Raw genomic sequence first — 24,155 nt, forward strand, 5'->3', positions numbered from 1 at the left:
GGCGTTTCGACACACCCCGCGTGGGTGCGCCTATAGGGGTTTGAAAAACAATCAGGCGCGTTCACGCCTCGGCTGTTTTCCAGAAGTGTTTTCGTGGCCCGCACCACCCGGCTGCCCGCCGGACTGTGCGCCACGATGATTGCGATTGCGGTTTACACCGCCGCGCTTGCCTTGCGGTCCGGTATTTCGGGCACTATTGCTCCCGTTACCAGTCGCGCGGCGTTCCTCGGCACTGCCCATAAAGGACAAACCGGAAGAAATTGAATTGTCAGCTTTCGCCCCGTCGCGACGATTTCCATTGGAATCAACGCGTTTCGTCGGGCGCTTGCCACCGTCATTCTGACGGGGGCCATTTTCAGGGTTCCCGCCACGACCATTGGCAGGTTTCGACTTGAGGCCACCCTTGTAACGGCTTTTGGATTTCTCCAGCGCCGGGTTCGAAGGGGCCTTCTCAGCCGATGCTCTTGATGCATTGCCTGCGCCATCGCGGCTTTGGGTCGTTTGTTTGCGGGCATCATCACGATCACGACGCGGCGCAGAAGCGCGCGCATCACTGCGATCCGAACGATCATTGCGGGCATTCCGGCCATTGGCCGGGCGACCACCGCGACCATTACCACCCGATGCACCACGTCCGCCATTTCCGCGCGACTGACCACCACCATTGCCACCACTAGTGCGGCGACCACGGTTGCTTTCACGCGCTTCGTCGGAAAGTGCTTCCTGCTCGGCTGCGGCCTTTGCATCGCGGCGATCAATCACCGGAATGCTCTGGCGGGTGGTTTTTTCGATATCGCGCAGCAGACCACGTTCTTCTTCATCACAAAACGCAATTGCCGATCCGCTGGCACCACCGCGGGCCGTACGGCCGATACGGTGAACATAGCTTTCCGGCACGTTCGGGAGTTCGAAGTTCACAACGTGGGTCACGCTGTCAACGTCGATACCGCGCGCGGCGATATCGGTTGCGACAAGCACGTTGATCTGACCATCCTTAAAGGCGTTCAGAGCACGTTCACGCTGGTTCTGGCTTTTGTTGCCATGAATGGCAGCCGCGCTGATTTTATTGGCTTCAAGATGGCGCGCGACACGGTCGGCACCGCGCTTGGTCCGGGTAAAGACCAGCGTACGCTTGAAAGCCGGATTATCAAGAAGCTCTGCCAGCAGCTGACGCTTGCGCGTGCGTTCGATCAAATAGACCGACTGTTCGACACGTTCCTGGGTGGTGGCAACCGGGGTTACCGACACCTTGACAGGATCAGACAGCATGTCCCCTGCCAGCTGACCAATCTGGGTCGGCATGGTGGCAGAGAAAAACAGGTTCTGACGATTGCGCGGTAACATCTTGATGATGCGCTTGATCGGCGGCAAGAAGCCAAGATCAAGCATGTGGTCGGCTTCATCAAGCACCACCACTTCAACATGTTTAAGGCTGAGCTTGCCGCTATCAACATGGTCAAGCAAACGACCAGGTGTTGCGACAAGAACCTCGACGCCGGGGGTTATTGCCTTGATCTGCGGACCAGGGGCAACACCACCAACAACGACAGCCGTGCGAACATTGAGAAAGCGGCCATAGGCACGGAAACTTTCGCCAATCTGGGCGGCAAGTTCACGCGTCGGCGCAAGAACAAGTACACGGCATGCCCCTTTGGGCGTGCGGGTTTGGGATTTGGAAAGGCGGTCAAGGATCGGCAATGCGAACGCTGCCGTCTTGCCAGTACCGGTCTGTGCGATACCAAGTAGGTCCTTACCGTCTAGAAGAGAGGGAATGGATTGTGCCTGGATCGGGGTCGGCGCGTCGTAGCCTTCTTGGGCAAGCGCGCGAAGGACCGGCTCGGCGAGGCCGAGTTCGGAAAACTGGGTCAAATAAGGGTAACTCGTAAATTGGAGGCTGCAGACAGCTGGGACTTCGCCCGGTGAAAATTAGTAATCAGGTCTGCGCCTTGCAGTTCTGGAAGCACCCGCGTAGCTGGATACTTCAATGCGTTCTTGGGTTAACCACTCGACAGTAGGGGCGTTAATTCCCCTCTACGCTTCTGGAGCGATCAAATAACAGCCACACCATGCGCAGAGTTTTACCCCCTTGTCAAACAGCTTATTTTTGACAGCCCCGCGTTTTACGCACAACGGCACAGCAGAATTGCGCTGCCATGCCGTTGTAATTTCAAATGCATACTGCCTTTGGCGGCATCAATATGCCGCACACGGGTTCCCTGCCCCGCACGGATTATAGGCCGCACATGGATTGCTGACAGCACATGGGTTACTTGCCGCTGGCGCGCACGGAGACGCGGCACACGGGTTATAAGCGGCACACGGATTTCCTGCCGCACATGGGTTCGAAGCACTACACGGATTGAATGCAGCGCAGGGATTGGCGCTGCATGGTGCAGCGGCGCAGGGGTTAACCGAGCGCACACCGCAGGGGTTAAAGCCACCGCACGGACTGGAAGGACTGCAAGGGTTTCCTGCCGCACACGGGTTGTAGGCCGCGCACGGATTGGCCGCACACGGGCTTGCCGCACAAGGATTATAGCCCGCACCACATGGATTCGCACCGCACGGGTTATAGCCAGCCGCACACGGGTTTGCCCCGCAGGGATTTGCGGCACAAGGATTTGCAGCGCACGGATTACTGCCTGCCGCCGGAAGTTTGGCCGGGGCCGGATTGGCAACGGCCGGGATATTTGCGGTGTGGCTGTAGTGATCCAGCGCAACGGCACCGGTTGCCGCAAGGAAGACCGCACCAAAAAGAAGTGTGTTTTTCTCGCTCATTTCCGGAAACCATCCATTCCAAAGACAGGACGCAATGCAATGCCGATCCAGCTTCCGGCAAAGGCCAGCACAAACCACAGCCAGCCATGCACACTGCCCGAGGCGATCCCGCTAAAGAACGCGCCGATATTGCAACCAAACGCCAGACGCGCACCATAGCCCATCAAAAGCCCGCCAATAGCGGCCGCGATAAGGGATGCAACCGGAACGGAAACCTTCGGCGCGAACTTGCCGGCGAGGGCTGCCGCAAACGCCGCCCCGATCACGATGCCGAAATTCATCACCGAGGTATTATCCTGCAGGACCGAATTGCCAAGCGCCCGCGCCGGGCCAGCCCAGTTCCAGAATTCCCAGGTTTCAACCGGAACACCAATGACCTGCGCGATCTTTGCGCCCCACAGGCCAAAACCAAAGGTGATCGACCATGGGTGGCCTGCGATCAGAAGCGTTGCGACATTGAGGCCTGCCAAAAGCAAGCCGGTCCAGACCAGCGGCCACGGACCATGGATGAAACGCGCAATGCCCTCGCGCGGGACACTTGAAACAACCTCAAGCCCGCCATGGGCACGCTTTTCAACAATCACGGTCAGCAATGCGACCAACGCCAAGCCGCCAAAGGTCACGGCAAGACCACCGCCAACACCATATTCACGACCAAGGCTCATAGGCGGCAAGGATGGCAGTTCAAGCCACATCGGCAAATGGGCCGTCCCGATCACCGCACCGATAATAAAGAACACGAGCGTGATCAGCATCCGTGCACTGCCGCCGCCAACCGTGAACAGCGTGCCCGAACCACAACCACCACCAAGCTGCATGCCAAGACCAAACAAGAATGCCCCGATCAGAACCGACATCCCCACAGGGGCCACCGCACCAACAACCGATCCCCCCAGCGGGTTGCCAAGCGACAGCATCGGGATAAAGGCCGCCGCGGCAACCCCGATCATCAGAAGCTGCGCGCGCAAGGCACGGCCGCGCTTTTCAACCGAAAACCGTCGCCAACCGCCCGTGAAACCAAAGGATGCATGATAAAGCGCAATGCCCAGCAATCCGCCAAGGCCGTACAGAACGGCCTGTTTAAGGTCAACCGCCTGTGAAATGGCGATCCCGACAAGGACAAACAGGACTGCGGTGATGGCAGCCGGTCCTTTGTCAAAGGTGAAACCCGGTGTTGCCGCATTTGCTTTTAAGGTCGTTTCAGACATGGTGAGGCTCAATAACCTGAAATCAGATATCTAAATGAAAACGGAACCGGCTGCCCGGTTCCGTCCAGAATGTTCGCGGCCTGGTGGAAGCCGTATGGTTATCCGGTTATTCCGGGATCACCATTTCACGGTTCGGATCCGCCGCCCATTCGGTCATGGAGCCATCATACATCGCCGTGTTCTTGTTGCCCATCACTTCGGAAAGGCCAAACCATGCGACCGACGCCCAGTGACCGGTATTGCAATAGGTGATTTCCTTGCTGTCCTTGGAAACACCCGCGTCCGCCACAAGGCTTTCGATCACGTCAGCGGCAACAAAGGTGCCATCCTGATCGTTATAAAACTTTGACTGCGGAATGTTTTTCGCCCCCGGAACGGCACCCGGACGGGCGACAACACCGCTTTTTGCTTCGCCCTTGAACTGCGAAACCGGACGGGCATCGACAAGTGCAACACCCTCTGCGCGCGCCTTGGCAACATCATCGGCGGTCGCAACAAGTTCAGGACGGAAATTGGCATTGAACGCAACGGCCTTTGGCACGACCGGATCGGTCGAGACTTCCTTGCCAGCGGCAAGCCAGGCGCGCTGACCACCATCAAGGATGGTAACCGCGTCATGACCAAGCACCTTGAAGGTCCAGTACACGCGGGTGGCAGAACCGAAGTCGGAGCTGTTCTGGCCGGCCGGAACGACAACAACCTGCTTGTCATTGTCGATGCCAAGTGCACCGATGCGTTTGGAAATCACATCAACCGGCGGCAGCATGCCAACCACATCATTGACCTTTGCCCGCCAGCCAAACTTGCCATAAGGCGCAAAGACGGCACCCGGAATGTGGCCAGCTTCATAAGGGTTGCCGTCCTTGGTAAGCGAGCGGATATCAACAACAACCATCGACGGGTTATCAAGATTGTCCGCAACCCAGTTGGCATCAACCAACGGTTTTTCGGTAAGACGTTCCGCCTGCGCAGCACTTCCGGCAAAGACAAAAGTGACCGCCGCAACGGCAGAAAGAATAAGGGAACGCATGGGGCTGTCTCCAATGATCAATTCATCATGATTTTGTGCATTATACCTAATTCATCAAAAATAATTGTCAATGCAATCCATATTACATTTATAATTTGTATTAACTACTGACAACACAAGAATGTACGTGCGGCGCAATTCTGAACGAAGGGCTTTAGGGATAAAGCGTGATCAAGGCCGAAGATTATTGAGATAGCGGGCGAATTCGCGCGCGAATGAATCCTGGGTTTCCAGATTGCGCAAGGCAGGCGGCCGGGTCAGGAACCCGTGCAGGGCGGCAATGATGAATTCCGCAACGGCCGAGGGTTCGATATCGGTGCGGACGGTTTTGTTGAACTGCGCCTTGCCGATGTGGGACGCAAGCCCGCGCCGCCAATACCGATACACACCATCGATACGCTTGCGCAGATTTTCATCAAGCTCCCCGGCACCGGATGCCAGACGCGCCAAGGGACATCCGCCTGCCAGCATTGCCGGTGCATTTTCGCCACCCAATCGATCCACCTGCCCCATCAACACGGGCAATATATCTTCTGCCCCTTCAAGATCATCCAGCCAGACCTCGTCAACATATCCCGGCAGGCATTCCTCGATCACGGCGTTGATCAGTTTGGCCTTGCCGGAAAAGTGGTGATAAAGCGCGCCTTTCGTACAGCCGCTTTGCTCAAGGATGTTGCTGATTGACGCCCCGCCGAACCCGGCCCGGCGGATTTCGCCAAACGCCGCGTCCAGAAGCTTCTGACGGGTGGCATCCGGATTGCGGATCCGTTTGGGAACGAGTGCTGTTTCGGACGAACCATCAAGCTCCATGCTTTCGCCGACTTCAAGCACATCATCGTCATGACCTTCATCAGGACGTGAAATGCGGGAAAGGGCGGCAGAGAAGCTAAATGGTTCTTTTGACATCGCGCCGTTCTGTTTTTTTGATTTGAACCGGGGATTGGAACCCGTAACTTTCAGGTTCCACTGTTTTTTTCGTGCCGTCAATCATACTGGTGTTTAGTCAAAACATCTGCATGGCGACGAACATCACGCAGCCCCTTGCAATTCAGTGCAAAGCGTACTCTATTGTTCGGCCATGCCCTCTCGGGCGAGCCCCAAACATCCGTTGGATCGAAGATGCAGCTTGATTCCATCGCCTTCGTTGCAGCCGAAACCAAAATCGCACAGGATGCGATGTATCGGCTAAAACACAGATACGGCCACATTGCGCCCGACAAGGCCGACGTGATCGTAGCCCTTGGCGGCGACGGTTTCATGCTGGAAACCCTTCACCGCTATATGGGCCGCAAGGTGCCGATCTATGGCATGAACCGGGGCACGGTCGGATTTCTGATGAATGAATTCCGCGAAATGAATTTGACCGACCGCATCGCAGAGGCCCAGACGGTCGAGCTGCACCCGCTTCAGATGGAAGCCCACACCGTTTCGGGCGAAAGCCTGTGTGCGCTGGCAATCAACGAAGTGTCGCTTTTGCGTGAAACCCGTCAGGCCGCGAAACTGCGTATCAAGGTGGATGGCGTTGAACGTCTGGCCGAACTGGTTTGTGATGGCGCGCTTGTCTGCACCCCGGCCGGAAGCACGGCCTATAACCTGTCGGCACATGGTCCGATCCTGCCGATGGGAAGCGGGTTGTTAGCGCTAACACCGATTAGTCCGTTTCGCCCGCGTCGCTGGCGTGGCGCGCTTTTGCCCCATGGCGCAGAAGTTGTCTTCCAGATCGAGAACCCCGAAAAGCGCCCGGTTTCGGCCGTTGCCGACTATACCGAGGTTCGCGATGTCTCGAGCGTGAAAATCCGCGAAGACCGCAGCATGAAAATCAAGCTGCTGTTTGATCCGGAACACAATCTTGAAGAACGTATCCTCAAGGAACAATTCGTCGAATGACCACCGCCGCACTTGCCCCGTCAAAAAATACCATTGAATGGTGCCGCAAACTGATCCGCCATCCATCCGTCAGCATGACGCCCAATCTGGCGCTGATTGACGAGGTAAAGGCATTCCTTGACGGTTTGGGCTATGACACGCTGGTTGTGCGCGACCCGACGGATACCAAGGCCAACCTTTATGCCACCATCGGCCCGGACGTTGCGGGCGGTGTGATCCTGTCAGGTCACAGTGACGTGGTCCCGACCGAGGGCCAGAAATGGGCGTCCGATCCCTATGAGATCGATATTCGTGACGACAAGATGTATGGCCGCGGCACGTGTGACATGAAGGGCTTTCTGGCCTGCCTTCTGGCGAAGGCCGAAACCTTCAAGAATGCCGATCTGCGCGTACCGATCCATCTGGCTTTCACCTATGACGAAGAAGTTGGCTGTCTGGGTGTGCCCAGCTTGGTTGAGGCGATTAACAACCTGCCGCACAAACCGGCCATGTGCATTGTCGGTGAGCCCACCGAGATGAAGGTCATCACCCAGCACAAGGGGAAGTTTTCGGCGCGCGCGCATTTCGCTGGCCGTTCCGGGCATTCGTCGTTGCCGCGCGAAGGGGTCAATGCGGTTGAATTTGCAGCCGAACTGGTGGTGTTCCTGCGCAAGCTTGGCCACGAATGCCGCGAAAACGGCCCGCATGATGACGAGTTTGAACCAAACCACACCACCTTCCACACCGGTGTGATCAAGGGTGGCACGCAGCTCAACATCATTCCGCAGAATTGCTTTGTCGATTTTGAATTCCGCAATCTGCCCAATGATGATCGCGAAGCACTTAAAGCCAAGATTTACGAGTATATCGAAAATACCCTTCAGCCCGAAATGCGCGAGATCTATGATGATGTTGGCATCGAGGTTGAAGTGATTTCCGATATGCCGGGCCTTGCCACTGGCGATGATGAGGAAGTCACCAAACTTGTCATGGCGCTCACGGGTGCGAACACCACCGGCAAGGTCAGCTTCGGCACAGAGGCCGGCGCATTTTCCGCCCTTGGCGATATCCCGACCGTGGTCTGTGGCCCGGGCAGTATCGAACAGGCCCACAAGCCCGATGAATTCATCGAGCTTGATCAGTTGGGCCGCTGCGAAGTGTTCCTCGACAAGCTTCTGGCGGTTTTGGTCAAGTAACCGGCTTAGCGGAACTCGGCCATCATATGGTGGAGCTCATCCCAAAGGCTACCCGCAAAGCTGCGCAATACAATCAGCTCGAAACTGTCATCCTCAACGCGGGTGATCATCGCCCCGATATGCCCGATCTGGGTCATGGCCGACTGACCGATGGCATATTGATCGGCTGACAGATCGACCATGGTGCCCTTGGCCAGAACCGTGCGCGATGACGGCCCGGACAATATCATGCGCACCCGCCCGTGCGTCTGATCGGCCAGTGCGAACTGGTTGGAAAGCCCCGCCTGAATTTCCGTCAGCCGCTCAGAAGAAACATCCGCATCCCCCACCCAGAACCATTGATTTGGCGCGGATTTCCGCACATCCGCACCAAGTTCCGGGGCGATCTTTGCAAGCACCTGTTTCAGGGCCGCTTCATCGCTTTTGGCATCGCCAAGCACATGGATCACAAAGCCCCCCGTCACCGGGGCAAGATTGATCGCGGCACCCGCTGCGACGCTGGGCGAAAATGCGCTACGGTTTTCGAGTGGATAATCACGCATGGAGCTTCTCATTTTCCGGATCGACAAAGGCAGAATTGCACAGGATGCCGGTGACAGTCGTTCCGGCCAATCCATTCCAGATGACCACTTCCTCACCAACGCGCTCGGGGCCGTTTTTCACCAGCGCCAGACCAATCGCATGGCCAAGCGTCGGTGAATGACACATCGAGGTGACATACCCCTGATCATTGGCAAGACTGACATCATCGCCGGGATTAAGAATGTGCGATCCGGTGGCGAATTTATCTGTCGGTGATTTCGGCTTGATCCCGACAAGCGCCGGACGATCTGGATCCACCAACCCTTCACGCAGGTTCATCACCCGGCCAATGAAATCATCCTTCTTGGCTGACACCATCCTGCCCATGCCCAGATCGGCCGGCGTGACAGTGCCATTGATTTCTGCGTGGGTGACATGGCCCTTTTCAATCCGCATGACGCCGAGTGCCTCGGTCCCGTATGGAGTGATACCGAATTCTTCCCCGGCAGCCATGATCGCATCAGCAACGCTTTCGCCATATCCGGCAGGCACGGCAATTTCAAAGGCCAACTCGCCGGAGAACGAAATTCTAAACAACCGCCCCTTAAGCCGCCCGCCAAACATCGATACTTCGCGTGCGGCCAGGAACGGGAAGGCCTCGTTCGAGATATCCTCGTCAATGATTTTGGACAGCACATCGCGGGACTTGGGCCCGGCAATCGCCATCTGCGCCCATTGATCGGTTGCCGATGCCATACGGACATCAAGCTCCGGCCACAGCACCTGCGCACAGAATTCAAGATGGGTCAGCACCCCGGCAGCAAGAGCGGTCGTGGTGGTCATGAAGTAATGATTTTCGCCAAGGCAACTGGTCGTGCCGTCATCATACACAAAGCCATCCTCGCGCAGCATGATGCCATAGCGCGCCTTGCCGACAGGCAGTTTAAGAAACGCGTTGCAATAAACCCGGTTCAGGAATTCTGCCGCATCAGCGCCAAAAATCTCGATCTTGCCAAGGGTCGAAACATCACAGATGCCAACCTTGGTCCGCACCGTGCTGACTTCACGATCCACGCTGTCGCGCCAGAAAGTTTCGCCATCCTTGGGGAACCAGCTTGATCGATACCAAAGCCCGGTTTCGACAAACCTTGCACCATTGCGCTCTGCCCAACCATGCAGGGGGGATTTGCGCACTGGCTGAAATTCCATTCCCTTGGATGCCCCCACCAGCGCGCCAAACGATACCGGCGTGTAGAACGGGCGGAAGGTTGTCGTGCCGATTTCACCGGGTGAGACACCCTTGTTCTCGGCCAGGATGCCAATGGCATTCACATTCGATGTCTTGCCCTGATCGGTTGCCATGCCATTGGTGGTGTAGCGCTTGGCAAGTTCGACATGATCATAGCCTTCGCGCATGGCAAGGGTAATGTCAGACGCAGCGACGTCATTCTGATAGTCGACAAAGGCCTTTCCCTTGGTCGATGCGACATGCCAGATCGGCTGGATGTGATCGACTGTTTCCGCGGTCTGCTCGACACCCGGAAGTGATGCGGCCTCGCCCATCACACCCAGTTCCGCCAGCGCCTTGACCGCGGCAACACCGCCGTCAGCAAAACAGGCCGCAATACCGGCTTTTCCGGCAACTGCCCCGCAGGGCGTCATGCCATCGGTATTTTCTGGCGGCATGAAACCGACATGCGCGTCCGACCAGACCGGTTTGCCACCGCGATGACAGGCCAGATGCACAATCGGGCTGTATCCGCCTGATACGCCAAGGGCATCCACCGCAATCACCTCGTCACGGCCGTCATCATGGCGGACGGTGATGGACTTGATCGCCTTGCGACCTGCAGTATCGCGCACCATCGCACCGGCAATCAGGCGCGCCTTACCGTCATAATCGATATTCGGGCAGGTGCGCGGATCAATGATCGCGGCGACCTCTATACCACGTGCCTCAAGGTCCATCGCGGTCTGATAGGCCTGACTGTTATTGGCAAACAACGCCACCCGTTTGCCCGGCGCCACGCCATAAGCATTCAAATAGGTGCGCATGGCACCCGCCATCATCACGCCCGGGCGGTCATTGCCACCAAAGACAATCGGCCGTTCTTCCGCGCCTGTCGCCAGCACCACCTGCCGGGCAACGATCCGCCAAAGCCGTTCCATGGCGCGATGCGGATTGATTTCATGCTCCGGCAGATGCTTTTGCACCCGTTCGACCGCGCCAAACACCTGATCATCATAGGCGGCAAAAACCGTGGTGCGTTTCTTAATCTCGACATTGGGCAGGGCGTGCAGTTCGCCAACAATATCACCAAGCACCGCGTCTGCGGGCTTGCCGCCCAAAGGGCTGCCTTCAGCCAGGAAACCACCGCCAAATTGCGCCCCTTCATCGGCAATGATAACGCGCGCACCAGCCCGTCCGGCGGTCAGGGCCGCAGCAAGGCCTGCGGGTCCCGCGCCGATCACCAAAAGATCACAATGCGCCCAGCATTTTTCGTAATAGCCGGGATCGGGGTCATAGCTTGCCCGCCCCAGACCTGCGGCCTTGCGGATCAGCGGCTCATACACCTTTTCCCAGAAGGCTGCCGGCCACATAAAGGTCTTGTAATAGAACCCAGCACCCAAAAGCGGCCCGAGCAACCCGTTGGCCGCCCCTATATCAAAATTGACATTCGGCCAGCAGTTCTGCGATCGCGCTTCAAGGCCATCAAACAACTCCGCCATGGTGGCACGGGTGTTGGGATCACGCCGCCCCTCACGGCCAATGGTCAGAAGCGCATTGGGTTCCGCCGCCCCGGCAGTCAGGATGCCGCGCGGACGGTGATATTTGAAACTACGTCCGACCAGTTGCTTGCCATTCGCCAAAAGGCTTGATGCAACCGTATCCCCGCCAAAACCACTCAGGGCCTCACCGTTAAAAGTAAAGCATCGCACATCACTGCGATCAATCAGGGTACCGCCATCCATCCGGAAACTGGTCATGCCCCGCCCCCCAATTTCAAGGTGCTGGCATCGACCACCTCGGACGTTTCATGGGTCAGGGTATTGCGGCTTAGCACCAGCCAGCGACGACAACCGCCGGAATGGTGCCAATACTCACGATGTTCGCCGCGCGGGTTATCCCGCAGATAAACGTGATCAAACCAGACGGCTTCATCGGCACCGGCACTTGGGCGCGGGGTGGCAACTTCGCCGCGGATTGTAAATTCCTCGCGTGGACGCAGACCGCAATGAGGACATTTGACAAGACTACTCATTTCCAAACTTCCTCAATGCAGGTTGGCCTGGGCGCCAACGCCCTTTTCATCCAGAAGATACCCGCGTGCAAAGCGGTCCATGCGAAACGCGGTTGCGGTTTCATGCGGCGTATCGGTCGCCAGCAAATGGGCAAAGCAATATCCCGACGCCGGGGTCGCCTTGAACCCGCCATAACACCAGCCGCCATTGAAATAGAGGTTCGACAGATGGGTGCGATCCATGATCGGCGATCCATCCATGCTCATATCCATGATCCCGCCCCAACTGCGCAGGATACGTACCCGCGACAATGCCGGAATCATCGCCATGCCGGCCTCGGCCACATACTCCACGCACGCTAGGTTTCCGCGCTGGGCGTAGGAGTTATAACCTTCGATATCCCCGCCAAACACGAGGCCACCCTTGTCAGACTGCGAGACATAAAAATGCCCCGCGCCAAAGGTGACCACGGTATCGATGAACGGTTTCAATCCTTCGGACACAAAGGCCTGAAGCGCGTGACTTTCAATCGGCAGGCGCATATCGACCATTTTGGCAACATGGCTTGAACTGCCTGCCACCGCCATGGCGAGCTTGTTGCACGTGATCGCGCCCCGTGTGGTTTGAACCCCGGTGATCTGATCGCCTTCGCGGTCAATGCCGGTGACTTCGCAATTCTGAATGATATCAACGCCGTTCTGATCGGCCCCGCGCGCAAAGCCCCACGCAACGGCATCATGGCGCACCGTGCCGCCGCGCGCCTGCATCAGGCCACCCATGATCGGAAAACGGGCATTCTCATAATCAAGGAACGGCAGCTTTTCACGCAGCTGATCGCGACCAAGAAGTTCCGCATCCACCCCATGCAGGCGCATGGCATTGCCCCTGCGCGTGTAGGCATCGCGCTGGGCATCGGAATGAAACAGATTGACCACGCCGCGCTGGGACACCATGGCGTTGAAATTGAAATCCTGCTCAAGGCCCTCCCACAGCTTCATCGAAAATTCGTAGAACGGGTTATTGCCTTCAAGCAGGTAGTTGGATCGAATGATCGTAGTATTCCGCCCGATATTCCCCGATCCAAGATAGCCCTTTTCAAGCACGGCAACATTGCGCATACCAAATACCTTGGAAAGGTAATAGGCGGTTGCCAATCCATGCCCGCCACCGCCGATGATGATCACATCGTAATGCGGTTTCGGGTCCGGATTGCGCCAGGCCGGCTTCCAGTTCTTGTTCTCGGAAAACGCATTGCCAAGCAATGACAGGGCTGAATAACGCATCATCGATCTTTCGCTGTTGCCCACATCGGGTACCCAGCAATCTTGACAGAGGTGCAAATTGCAGCTTGTCTATTAAAGACATCCAATAACACAAATGCGACATCGCGATATTATTGTCGCCCAACGCGGGATACCGGCGTCATGAGCTCAGACACCCAAAACAGAACCACACGCACCCCGCGTACCGGGCAACTTGACGCCAAACCGGTTCCGGCCACCCAGCATATCGGTTTCATGTTGCTGCCCGATTTTGCGTTGATGTCTTATGCCTCGGCGATTGAGCCGCTGCGTGCGGCCAACCTTCTGGCGGGCCAGCCGATCTACAAGGTTTTGAATTATTCGGCGGCGGGCGGAAACGTTTTATCCTCGTCGGGCACTATGGTGCCGACCACCCCGCTGTCGCAGGCCCCGACCAGTTTGCACACCCTGTTCATCTGTGCCGGTGGACATCCGTCGCAATGGCAGGCACCGGGCATGCTTGGCAATTTGCGCAAACTGGCGCGCTGGGGTGTGCGCATGGGCGGCATATCAAGCGGAGCTTATGTTCTGGCCGCCGCCGGGCTTCTGGGGCAGCGTCAATTCACCATTCACTGGGAACATGCCCCTGCCCTGATCGAAGCCTTTCCCGATCTGGAACCCCAACGCGCACGGTTTGTCATTGACGGGGATCGCATCACCTGCGGCGGCGGGGTGGCACCGCTTGACATGATGCATGCCATGATCGCTGAAAACCTTGGCGCGGATTTCGCAACCCGGGTTTCGGACTGGTTCCTGCATACACAGGTCGGGCAATCGGGCGGCCCGCAACGGGCATCACTTGCAGAACGCTATAACGTGCATCATGCCGGATTGCTTCGGGTTCTCGAAAAGATGGAAACCACCATCGAAGATCCTAAAACCCGCGAAGAAATGGCGCGCTTTGCCAGGCTTTCAACCCGGCAGCTTGATCGCTTGTTTGACCAGCATCTTGGCAAGTCGTTCCTTGAAACCTATCGACAGGTCCGGCTTGAACATGCCCGCAAGCTTTTGACGCAAAGTGCCCTGACCATTTCCGAGATCGCCTTCGCCACCGGCTTTTCCAACAGCAGCCATTTTTCACGCAGCTACAAAGACGCTTACGGCGTGAAGCCAAGCGAAGCGCGCGGTCTCTGACCCGAACACTCTGCAGATCAAAAACCCAACCCAAAGATGCATTTCCCACCCCGGGAAATAGACGGAATCGGCACGACTCCGGCGATCTGCATATTTGATATGCATTAAATTTTAGCGTCTATTTTTTATTCAAATTTTCTCTTGATCGATTTTATATTCTTTTAGATGATTGATTTTCCTGTAATTTTTGCGACGCACAATAAAAAACACATTTGCGCTTGTTCACTACAGGGAATTGAATTTTAATAAAAGGAATGTCCATCGGGGGGCATTTTGTGATGGAGAGACTAAAATGGAACAATCCGTACCAGAGTTGATGGCGAGGCTGGACAGCCTTGAAGCATCGCTCAGCATGGCAACGACCATCAATTCCGAAGTATTCTATTGGTGGTGTACTGCACTGATGCTTGCAATTCACGCAGGCTTCCTTGCGTATGAAATGGGTGCATCGCGTGCGAAGAACGCACTGGCATCCGGTATGAAAAACCTGATCGCTTTCGCATTCCTGATCCCGGCCTTCTATTATATCGGCTGGTGGATCTATCTTGCGTTCCCGACCGGCTTCACCATTTCCGACGGTTCCGAGGCAGGCCTGCCCTGGAGCGAATATATGGGTCCGAACCTGACGGATAACGCGTCGGGCATCTTCTATGCGGCCTTCACACTGTTTGCGGCAACCACCGCCTCGATCATGTCGGGCTCGGTGATCGAACGTATCCGTATTTCCGGCTTCACCATCCTTGCCCTGTTCCTGGGCGCTGTTGTCTGGATCCTTGGCGCATCCTGGGGCTGGCATCCGGATGGTTGGCTCACCACCGAGTGGGGCCTGCATGACGTTGGTGCGGCGGGTGCCGTTCACACCATCGCCGGCTTCTTCACCCTTGGCGTTCTGATCAACCTTGGTCCGCGTATCGGTCGCTTCAATGCCGACGGTACCGTCAACAACATCGACGGTCACAACATGCCGATGTCGCTGATTGGCCTGATGCTCATTGTTATGGGCTTCTTCGGCTTCCTTGGCGGCTGCATCATCTATACCGGCGATACCTGGATGACCATTTACAACACCCCGGCAACCCTGTCGGCGTTCGCATTCAACACCCTGATGGGCGTTGCAGGCGGCATGATCGGTGCGTATCTGGTCACCCGTGATCCGTTCTGGATGATGTCTGGTGCACTGATCGGTGTGATTTCCTCTGCGCCGGCACTTGACCTTTACTATCCGGGTCTTGCCTTCCTCGTCAGCTTTGGCGGCGGTTGCGTCATGCCGAAACTCAACGACATCCTTGTTGAGAAATTTAAGATCGACGATGCGGTTGGCGCGGTTGCCGTCCACGGCTTTGGCGGTGTCTGGGGTCTGGTCATGGCCGGTATCTTTGCGTCTGGCTATCAGAACGTTGCCGGTCCGGAGATCTCGTTTGTCGGTCAGCTTTCAAGTGCTGTCGTCTTCATGATCCTTGGCTTCGCTCCGGGTTACGTTCTGTCCCTGGTGCTGAAGCTTGTTGGTCTGCTGCGTGTGTCTGAACAGGCAGAAGTGGCTGGCCTCGACAAGGCAGAAGTACCGGTCCGCGCATATCCGGAAAGCACCGTTCCGGCAGCGTTCACCAACGATCCGACTTCGCCGACCCCGGCTGAGTAAGATTGTTCTGACACATCGAAACAAGGAAACTGAAACATGAACTCAGCTCCGATTACCAGTTGGGAAGGTGCAGAAGCCTACTTCACCTTTGCTGACAAACCGGCTCTGCTCGTGGCGCTTACACTTGTTGGTGTTGGCGTGTGCATCTGGACCATCGCCTCGATGGCCATTCACGAGAACAAAGCCTACAAGGACATGTAATCTGATTGATGCAAAGCAATACAATGACGCCCTGAACCCTCGGGTTATTGCTTCGCTCAACCGACACAGCGAGAGGCCAGTGTCAAAACTGGCCTCTCTGCCTTTTCCCGATAAAGTAAAAACACCAAATACCCTTCAGGCCCGCCGCTTTCAGATCATTCACCGCACACGAGGCCACAATGATCGACCTTGCCCGAACACCGGAAAACTATCCGCACGCTGTCCGCGCTGCGCGTCCCAGTCGCATTATCAATGCCGGACGCACCGCGATGGCGCGCAATCGCGAACGCTATGAAATTCCCGGACGGGGCGCGATCATGATTTCGGTGCGCGAGGGCGACCAACTCGCTCTGCGCAATTGCGAAGGCATGCAATCGGTCGAGCTGATCGGCCTGACACCATCTGGCACCCCAAGGCCCGAGATTTTTGAACCTTTGGCACATGGCACCCCAAAAGGCCTGATAGATCTGCTGTCTGATCCGTTTGACGACAGCCTGATACGCTTTGCCAAGACCTTGCGCAAACGCGATATCAAACTTGAAACCTGTCTTGCCCATCGGCTTTTTGGCAATGCCAGCCCGCCCGGTGATACGGTCGAACTGACCATCCAACTTGACGGGTTTGTCATCATCGCCACCCCGGCACCCCTGATGCGGATTGATGCCCATAATACCGCAACACCGATCACAGCCCTGATCAAGCGCGCCCATCATTCTGATACCTACAGCTTCGCCCTGCCCGACCCGCTGGCCGATCCGGTTGTGGATTTGCGTGTGCATTCCGCCACCGCCGAGGCCTATGAAATCAAGGCGGGTGATTACATCCAGATTCTTGATGTTGACGGGCGGCAATGTACCGATTTTCAGTGCTTTGATGCGCGCAAACTTGATCGCGGTATTCAGAACCCGTTGGATGTGACCACCACACGCACATTGACGGGCCATGCCTATCCAATGCCGGGCCTGCACGGAAAATACTATGATCAGGACATGGATCCACTGGTCGAGGTCGTTCAGGATACCTGCGGGCGTCATGATGCCTTTGCCATGGCCTGTGCGGCAAAATATTACGATGATATCGGCTATCCCGGTCATGTGAACTGCACGGACAACTTCAACACAGCCCTTGCCAAACATGGTGTTGATCCGCGCGCAGGCTGGATGGCGATCAATTTCTTTTTCAATACCGGCATTGATGACCATGGGGTGATGTATGCCGATCAGCCCTGGTCACGTCCCGGCGATTATGTGTTGCTGCGCGCGATGACCGATCTGGTCTGCGTATCGTCCGCCTGCCCGGATGACACATCGGCGGCCAATGCCTGGAAACCGACCGACATCCATATCCGAAGTTACGATGGTGCTGAAAAATTCAGCCACGCCGTTGCCTGGCGCCCGACTGCAGAGGCCGAAGCAAAAATGACCAAAGAAACCGCCTTCCACCCGCGCACAAGCGAACTTACCCGCAACTTCGTCGAATATAAGGGGTTCTGGCTGGCCCATGAATATACCGGCCATGGCATGATCGAAGAATATTATGCCTGCCGTGAAAAGGCCGTGGTCATTGATCTGTCGGCCTTGCGGAAGTTCGAAATCACCGGCCCGGACAGCGAAGCGCTGATGCAATATTGCCTGACGCGCAATGTCAAAAAACTTGGCATCGGACAGGTCGTCTATTCCGCGATGTGCTATCCGCATGGCGGGATGATTGATGATGGCACATTACTGCGTCTGGGGCAGGATAACTTCCGCTGGATTTGTGGCGATGATTACAGCGGTGTTTGGCTGCGTGAACAGGCAGAAAAACTTGGCCTTCAGGTCCTGATCCGCTCATCGACCGATCAGATGCACAACATCGCCGTTCAGGGCCCAAAAAGTCGCGATATTCTGCGCGAAGTCATCTGGACTCCACCGCATCAGCCGTCCATCGATGAAGTCGAATGGTTCAAATTCACCATTGGCCGGATCGGTGACGCCAAAGGCGCGCCTGTTGTCGTGTCACGCACCGGCTATACCGGGGAACTTGGTTATGAAGTCTGGTGCCATCCCAAGGATGCCATCACTGTTTTTGACGCCATTTGGGAGGCCGGCAAACCACACGGCCTGACGCCGATGGGGTTGGGAGCCCTTGATATGGTGCGGATTGAAGCCGGATTGATCTTTGCCGATTATGAATTTTCCGATCAGACCGACCCGTTTGAAGCCGGAATCGGCTTTACCGTGCCTCTGAAATCCAAGGAAGATGACTTTATCGGCCGTGACGCCCTGATCCGGCGCAAGGAACATCCATCACACAAACTGGTCGGGATCGAGATTGATGGCAATGTCACCGTCGGCCATGGTGATTGCGTCCATATCGGACGTGCGCAGATCGGTGTGATCACCAGTGCGGTGCGATCCCCCATTCTGGGCAAGAATATCGCGCTAGCGCGGGTTGATATCGCGCACGCCGATATCGGCACCGAGGTCGAGATTGGCAAGCTTGACGGCCATATGGTCCGCCTGCCCGCCATCATCACCGCCTTCCCGCATTATGATCCCAAAAAGGAAAAGCCGCGGTCCTGAAACCCTCGGCTTAAAGCCTTGCAAAAGAAACCCCGCAGCCATATCGACTGTGGGGGTGACTGCGAGTTTGGTTAAGGGAGACGGCGGGCTTGCGCCCGCTTCTTTGAAAGTCCTGAAAGTTCGGCTGCCTATTCGGCAGCCGTTTTCTTTTCAACCTGCAAATAGGCTTCAAGGCTGTCATCAAGTTCGTCCAGCCACGGCGTGTGATGGGCGGGTGACATATTGCCCGTCATCAGCGAGCGATAGGACTTGTTGCGATAGCCCATGATGTCATCAGCCTTGTCATGTTCCCATTCCTCGAAGGTCTTGTTCACCCCTTCGATATCGAACATCGGGTAATCCGTCATTTCGATCAGATGGGCGGTGTAATCGCCCTGGAACCAGATCATGTCGTGATCGTCCTTAAGACCCTCTTCGCGCTCCCGCCAGGCTTTGCTGTCGGCCTTCATCTCATCCCTGGATGGCAAGGGAATGCGGCCCATGATCACATCACGGGCAAACCATGCCTGCGCGTCAAACATGTTGAAGGTATAGAACTGGTCCTGCATGCCGAGATACATCATCTTCGGATTTTCTTCCCAGACGACCCCCTTATAAAGTCCCAATGGCCACAGGCGGTTAGCGGTCTTAAGCCGCAGATCATCAGTCAGGAACGGGAAGTGATGCTGATAGCCGGTGCACAGAATGATCGCATCGACGTCTCGCGAAGAGCCATCCTTGAAATAGGCCGTATTGCCCTCAACCTTGGTCAGAAGCGGCACCTCTGCCCAGTTATCGGGCCAGTCAAAGCCGATCGGATTGGTCCGGTGGCTGACCGTCACCGACTGGCATCCATACTTGTAACACTGTGATCCGATATCCTCGGCCGAATAGGACGTCCCGATGATCAAGATATCCTTGCCCTTGAATTCCAGTGCATCGCGGAAATCATGGGCATGCAAAACACGCCCACCAAAGGTATCAAATCCGGGGAATTCAGGCACATTTGGCGTCGAGAAATGGCCATTGGCAACAATGACATGATCAAATTCCTCGGTCGACACCACATCATTTTTCAGATCGTGCGCCGTCACCAGAAACGTTTGGCTTTCTTCATCAAACTCAACACTGCGCACCGGGGTTCTGAAACGCACCCATGGCCGGACATTGGCCTTTTCAACGCGGCCCTTGATGTAATCCCAGATCACCGCGCGCGGCGGATAGGATGCGATGGGTTTGCCGAAATGCTCCTCAAACGTGTAATCGGCAAATTCCAGGCATTCCTTTGGGCCGTTCGACCACAGATAGCGATACATCGATCCGTGGATTGGCTCGCCATATTCATCAAGACCGGTGCGCCAGGTATAGTTCCACAAACCACCCCAGTCTTCCTGACGTTCAAAACACACAATCTCGGGGATTTCGGCCCCTTTGGCGGCAGCAGATTGAAATGCACGCATCTGCGCCATGCCTGACGGACCGGCGCCAATAATCGCAACACGAAGTGTCATAGCCTTAATTCCCCAATAAAAGCGTTATTCGTTTCCTCCGTCCGGCTTTGTGCCGGTTCGTTTTTCAGGGTCAAAGCCCTAGTCGGGGAAAATCCCCGGTGACGTCGGCGCGCCGTCGTCAAATTGTGAAAGCCATTCGACCAGGATCGGGTGGTAACGTGACAGCCCCTTGTAATTGACAAGTTCGGGCCGCAAATCGCGCATGACACGATGCAGGCGACGGCCCCATTTCGGCTGGGTCACCACTTCGTTCATCGCCATCAAATAAGTCCGGATCGGAAACAGGATCGCATTGGATCGCGGCAACCGCCAGAACGTCTGAAGCTCCACACGCAGATGGACCTTTTCGCCAATATTTTCTGGCGTCACGGTCAGCTTGTCCGGCCCCCATTTGGGATAGTTTTCCGGGCTGGTATCCAGACGCGGATTGACGGTCAGTGTCCAGTTCAGACGCCGCGATGGTTGCCCCTGTGGCAGGGTCAAAAGGAATTTCAGCGCACGCTGGAACACGCCCAGCTCATGGGCCAGCGGCACGGGCGCATGCCATTCAAAGAAATTCATGCCAATGTCGAAATCAAGCGACCAGTCGGCCTGTGCCGTAATGATCCCCGCATCCATCCACAAATTGCCATCGCGCTGATCAAGGATGGCGTGATCGCCTTGTACCTGACGTCCGATATATTCCATCGGATGGCAGGGCAAAGTCGAACTGTCACCAAAGGTAAAGGTATCGTCGATCTGAAGCGGCTTGTTGATCCAGTGCCAGTGACCGCCATCCATAGTCAGTTTGAACAGATCAGGATAATCGCGCGCCTTTGACACCATCACGAGTTCGAGGAAATCCCACCCCGCCGTTTCCATATGCGGCAGGGCTTGACAGCGACCGGGATCGTCGGCCAGCACAAGGGCGCGATCCTTCATTTCCGCGACATAATGTTCATCCACATCAAACGCATTTTCAAACGGGCTACCGACACGCGCCGCATGATGCGGTTCGATATTGGTCGAATACATGTATTCGTCTTCCGGGAAGGGAAACGGAAAACGCGGAATGTTTGACGGGCTGTTGGCGTAGGTGAAATCACCGCGGAAGCTCTCGTCCTTAAACTGGATGGTCATGACCAAAATCCCCCTTACAGATCAAGTTCAAGGCGTTTGCCACGGAACCGCGAAACGCACGGCATGATCCGTTGCCTGGACGCGCGCTGTTCTTCGTCAAGCCAGTGGTCGTTGTGCATGATGTCACCATCACAGGCGACAACCACCGTTTCGCACTGACCACAGGCCCCGCCCCGGCACATGCAATTGATCGGGGTGCCGGATGCCTCGACCGCCTCAAGCAGGCTTTGTTCAGCACCCACCGTGATATCAATCCCGGCCTTGGCCAGATGCACGTCAAACGGTTCGCCAACCGGTGGAGCCAGGAAGTGTTCAAAATGAACGTGTGCGGCAGGCCAGCCAAGATTGGTGGCCGTTTCAACCACCCGTTCGATCATGCCCTTGGGGCCGCAGACATAAACATGCGTACCAAGCGGCTGATTGGATAACAGCATTTCCAAATCAATGCCTTCGCCCTGATCATCGCAATAGCACGACACATGATCGCCAAACCGATCTGCAAGGCTATCCATATAGGCCGCCTGTGATACGGAACGCGCGGCATAGTGCAGTTCAAACGGCACGCCGAGCTTATCGGCCTGGGCCATTTGGGCGATGAACGGCGTGATGCCGATGCCACCCGCAATCATCAGGTGCTTTCGCGCCCGCAGGTCCAGCGCGAACAGATTGACCGGGGCTGAGATTTTCATCTGCATGCCAGGTTGCACCTGTTCATGCATGAATTTCGATCCACCACGCCCGGTATCATCACGGCGCACCGAAATGGCATACTGATCGCGCTCGAACGGGGAACTCATCAGCGAATAGGGATTTTTGCGTTTGGTGCCGTCATCAAGCATTTCGACAACGATATGCGCCCCACCCGAAAAGGCGGGCAGTTCATCACCATTCACATGCCTGAATTCGAAACGTTTGATGATCGGGTTGACCTCGACCACGTTGCTGACAACCACCGGAATCAAATGATCGGACGCACTCATTTGAACACCTCCTTGATTTCGATTTCTTCAGACGGGTCTTCGGCATTGATGCAGACACCCTGAAACGCCGCGAGACGACGGGAATAGTGATCACGCACGAGCAACAGCAAATCGCAGGACGGACATTTGACCGGCTGGGTGGTGACGTTCTCGATCATGGTTTTGCAGTGAACGCACTGAACGCGCCGGGCCAGACTGCCGCGATGCTCACACTGCACGGCGGTATGATCGAGCCCGCATGCCTCGCCCTTGGCGACACCCTGCCCGACCAGACCCTCGGTGCCCGCAAGATATAGCTGCGTCCCCATCTTGGCGTCTGATAACCAGTCGCCCAGTTTTGAAACGGCTTCTTCGATGGTCGGGAAATGTTCGAACCGCTTGGCACCCAGCGCATAAAGCGACGTTATCAGGGCGGCCTCGCCCGGGGTCGGCACATAAAGGATATGCACCTTTTCCATCATGTCGCGCGGCAGTTCCTGCACGACCCGGATAACGCATTCGGCACCGGATGCATCGGCCAGAAAATAATGCGCCAGACCGGGCACGATTTTTAACGTGCCATAGGTCGGGCGGGAAAGAATACTTTCTTCGATCAAGCTCTCAGACATGGTAGCGGGTCCCATTCTGTCAGAAACCAAAGGATCAGGCACATGATCCGGGGGCCTCTGACAGCCCCCGGTCTTTTGGCTTAACCCTTGGCTGTTCTTTTCAATTTTTTGGGGTCGTCAAATGGCATGGTATGGGCCATCCCACCGAGCATACCTTTTTCACCTGTGACTTCAAGCCGCACACCCTGTTCGGCGCACTCCACCGCCAGACGGGCAATCGCCATGGTCTGATCCTTGAGCGGTGAATACATCGCACAGGTCACAACACCGACCTTGGCCCCGTCCTTGAACACTTCGGCCCCTTCGGCCGGGACTTCCTTGCCGTCAAACAGGATGCCAAAGATCTTGAAGCGTTCCTTGCCTTTCAGACGATAATGTTCCTCGGCACCGCGGAAGCCGGTCTTTCCCGGGCTGACAGTGAAATCAAGGCCAAGCTCCCACAGGGTATCGCCCGGACCTTCATTTTCGAACGGGTACATCTGCGAGTTATCGTAAGGGTAAAACAGCAGGTAGCTTTCGACACGCAGCATATCAAGCGTGGTAAAGCGGGTCGGGATGATGCCCATATCGTTGCCCTCGGCAACGATGCGATCCCAGATCATCCCGGCATCCTGACCACGACAGAAAATCTCATAGCCGCGTTCACCGGTATAGCCGGTGCGCGAAATCATTACTGGTGCGCCAAACAGCTGCGTCTGGGTGTGATGGAAATAGGGCAGATCGCGAATGCCCGGCACATATTCCGCCAGATAATCGACCGCAAGCGGCCCTTGCAGCGACAAATCATGAAGGTTGTCATCAAAACGAACCGACACATCACGGCCCATGGCGGCCTTGGTCAGTTCTTCGTGCCCGGTGCCCGATCCGTGCACCACCATCCATGAATTCGGCCCCATGCGATAAATCACGCAATCATCGGTAAACTTGCCCTGATCATTAAGCATGCAGGCATAGACCGATTTGCCCGGATAGATCTTTTCGACATTACGCGTGGTGGCATAGTCGATCACGTGGGATGCATGCGCGCCGGTGATGTGAACCTTTTTCAGGCCTGAAACATCCATGATCCCGGCCTTGGTGCGGATCGCGATATATTCCTCGTCCCAATCCTTGTCATAGGTCCAGGCGGTGCCCATACCGCTCCAGTCTTCAAGATTGGAACCAAGCGCGCGATGCCGATCGGCAAGGGCTGAAAATCTCCAGCTTGCAGTCATAGTGATGGCCTCCTGATATGATTGCCTTTGCGCACAATCAGCGCGCTATTATCGGCTTATTT

General features: G+C 56.2%; 19 protein-coding genes. 6 read left to right on the plus strand and 13 right to left on the minus strand.

Features of this window, described 5'->3' with window-relative positions; genetic code table 11:
* Nucleotides 1-51 precede the first annotated feature (51 nt).
* From FHI25_RS19180 to FHI25_RS19195, 4 genes are all read right to left on the minus strand, one after another.
* Nucleotides 52-1,869, minus strand: coding sequence for a DEAD/DEAH box helicase (locus FHI25_RS19180; RefSeq protein WP_210520519.1), 1,818 nt, complete (start codon nt 1,867-1,869; stop codon nt 52-54).
* Between the two features lie 905 nt (nt 1,870-2,774).
* A complete protein-coding gene (locus FHI25_RS19185) occupies nt 2,775-3,986 on the minus strand; it encodes a YeeE/YedE family protein (RefSeq protein ID WP_210520521.1) in 1,212 nt (403 codons plus the stop codon).
* Nucleotides 3,987-4,092: 106 nt separating this feature from the next.
* Nucleotides 4,093-5,016 carry a sulfurtransferase gene (locus FHI25_RS19190; protein WP_210520524.1) on the minus strand — a complete coding sequence of 308 codons (924 nt, stop codon included), beginning with the start codon at nt 5,014-5,016 and terminating at the stop codon, nt 4,093-4,095.
* Nucleotides 5,017-5,187: 171 nt separating this feature from the next.
* Nucleotides 5,188-5,922 (minus strand): TetR/AcrR family transcriptional regulator, encoded by a 735-nt coding sequence (locus FHI25_RS19195; RefSeq protein WP_210520527.1) that lies wholly within the window; start codon nt 5,920-5,922, stop codon nt 5,188-5,190.
* A 213-nt stretch (nt 5,923-6,135) separates the two neighbouring features.
* On the opposite strand from FHI25_RS19195, the gene FHI25_RS19200 reads away from it, so the two are divergent.
* Together FHI25_RS19200 and argE are read left to right on the plus strand one after the other, a co-directional pair.
* A complete protein-coding gene (locus FHI25_RS19200; RefSeq protein ID WP_040824675.1) occupies nt 6,136-6,903 on the plus strand; it encodes an NAD kinase in 768 nt (255 codons plus the stop codon).
* Entirely contained in the window at nt 6,900-8,078 is a 1,179-nt protein-coding gene (gene argE / locus FHI25_RS19205) for an acetylornithine deacetylase (protein WP_210520530.1), read from the plus strand. Before FHI25_RS19200 ends, argE begins: the two co-directional genes overlap by 4 nt.
* A gap of 5 nt (nt 8,079-8,083) precedes the next feature.
* Here the strand turns inward: argE and FHI25_RS19210 are convergent, their stop codons facing one another.
* The 4 genes from FHI25_RS19210 to FHI25_RS19225 are packed head-to-tail and all read right to left on the minus strand — an operon-like array spanning nt 8,084 to nt 13,126.
* Complete coding sequence (locus FHI25_RS19210) at nt 8,084-8,620, minus strand: sarcosine oxidase subunit gamma family protein (RefSeq protein WP_210520532.1); 537 nt, start codon at nt 8,618-8,620, stop codon at nt 8,084-8,086.
* A complete protein-coding gene (locus tag FHI25_RS19215) occupies nt 8,613-11,588 on the minus strand; it encodes a sarcosine oxidase subunit alpha family protein (RefSeq protein WP_210520535.1) in 2,976 nt (991 codons plus the stop codon). Before FHI25_RS19215 ends, FHI25_RS19210 begins: the two co-directional genes overlap by 8 nt.
* Nucleotides 11,585-11,863, minus strand: coding sequence for a sarcosine oxidase subunit delta (locus FHI25_RS19220; RefSeq protein ID WP_210520537.1), 279 nt, complete (start codon nt 11,861-11,863; stop codon nt 11,585-11,587). The genes FHI25_RS19215 and FHI25_RS19220 overlap by 4 nt, the downstream gene beginning before the upstream one ends.
* A gap of 12 nt (nt 11,864-11,875) precedes the next feature.
* Nucleotides 11,876-13,126, minus strand: a complete 1,251-nt coding sequence (locus FHI25_RS19225; RefSeq protein WP_210520678.1) for a sarcosine oxidase subunit beta family protein — start codon at nt 13,124-13,126, stop codon at nt 11,876-11,878.
* Nucleotides 13,127-13,267: 141 nt separating this feature from the next.
* On the opposite strand from FHI25_RS19225, the gene FHI25_RS19230 reads away from it, so the two are divergent.
* From FHI25_RS19230 to FHI25_RS19245, 4 genes are all read left to right on the plus strand, one after another.
* Nucleotides 13,268-14,278: a GlxA family transcriptional regulator gene (locus tag FHI25_RS19230; RefSeq protein WP_210520540.1), complete on the plus strand. Its 1,011-nt coding sequence runs from the start codon at nt 13,268-13,270 to the stop codon at nt 14,276-14,278.
* A 292-nt stretch (nt 14,279-14,570) separates the two neighbouring features.
* Nucleotides 14,571-15,917 (plus strand): ammonium transporter, encoded by a 1,347-nt coding sequence (locus FHI25_RS19235; protein WP_063090363.1) that lies wholly within the window; start codon nt 14,571-14,573, stop codon nt 15,915-15,917.
* A gap of 36 nt (nt 15,918-15,953) precedes the next feature.
* A complete protein-coding gene (locus FHI25_RS19240) occupies nt 15,954-16,118 on the plus strand; it encodes a hypothetical protein (protein WP_165374900.1) in 165 nt (54 codons plus the stop codon).
* A 179-nt stretch (nt 16,119-16,297) separates the two neighbouring features.
* A complete protein-coding gene (locus FHI25_RS19245; RefSeq protein WP_210520542.1) occupies nt 16,298-18,682 on the plus strand; it encodes an aminomethyltransferase family protein in 2,385 nt (794 codons plus the stop codon).
* A gap of 128 nt (nt 18,683-18,810) precedes the next feature.
* On the opposite strand, the gene FHI25_RS19250 is transcribed toward FHI25_RS19245, so the two are convergent.
* From FHI25_RS19250 to FHI25_RS19270, 5 genes are all read right to left on the minus strand, one after another.
* Nucleotides 18,811-20,172 carry an NAD(P)/FAD-dependent oxidoreductase gene (locus tag FHI25_RS19250; RefSeq protein WP_210520545.1) on the minus strand — a complete coding sequence of 454 codons (1,362 nt, stop codon included), beginning with the start codon at nt 20,170-20,172 and terminating at the stop codon, nt 18,811-18,813.
* 78 nt (nt 20,173-20,250) lie between these two features.
* On the minus strand, nt 20,251-21,291 hold the full coding sequence (locus FHI25_RS19255; RefSeq protein ID WP_210520547.1) for a DUF3445 domain-containing protein: 1,041 nt from the start codon (nt 21,289-21,291) through the stop codon (nt 20,251-20,253).
* Nucleotides 21,292-21,305: 14 nt separating this feature from the next.
* On the minus strand, nt 21,306-22,271 hold the full coding sequence (locus tag FHI25_RS19260; RefSeq protein WP_210520550.1) for an oxidoreductase: 966 nt from the start codon (nt 22,269-22,271) through the stop codon (nt 21,306-21,308).
* Nucleotides 22,268-22,879 (minus strand): dimethylamine monooxygenase subunit DmmA family protein, encoded by a 612-nt coding sequence (locus FHI25_RS19265; protein WP_246879230.1) that lies wholly within the window; start codon nt 22,877-22,879, stop codon nt 22,268-22,270. Before FHI25_RS19265 ends, FHI25_RS19260 begins: the two co-directional genes overlap by 4 nt.
* A gap of 80 nt (nt 22,880-22,959) precedes the next feature.
* Complete coding sequence (locus FHI25_RS19270) at nt 22,960-24,093, minus strand: aminomethyltransferase family protein (protein WP_210520552.1); 1,134 nt, start codon at nt 24,091-24,093, stop codon at nt 22,960-22,962.
* Between the last annotated feature and the right edge of the window lie 62 nt (nt 24,094-24,155).

It is taken from the genome of Thalassospira sp. ER-Se-21-Dark, assembly GCF_017922435.1.
Lineage (GTDB): Bacteria > Pseudomonadota > Alphaproteobacteria > Rhodospirillales > Thalassospiraceae > Thalassospira.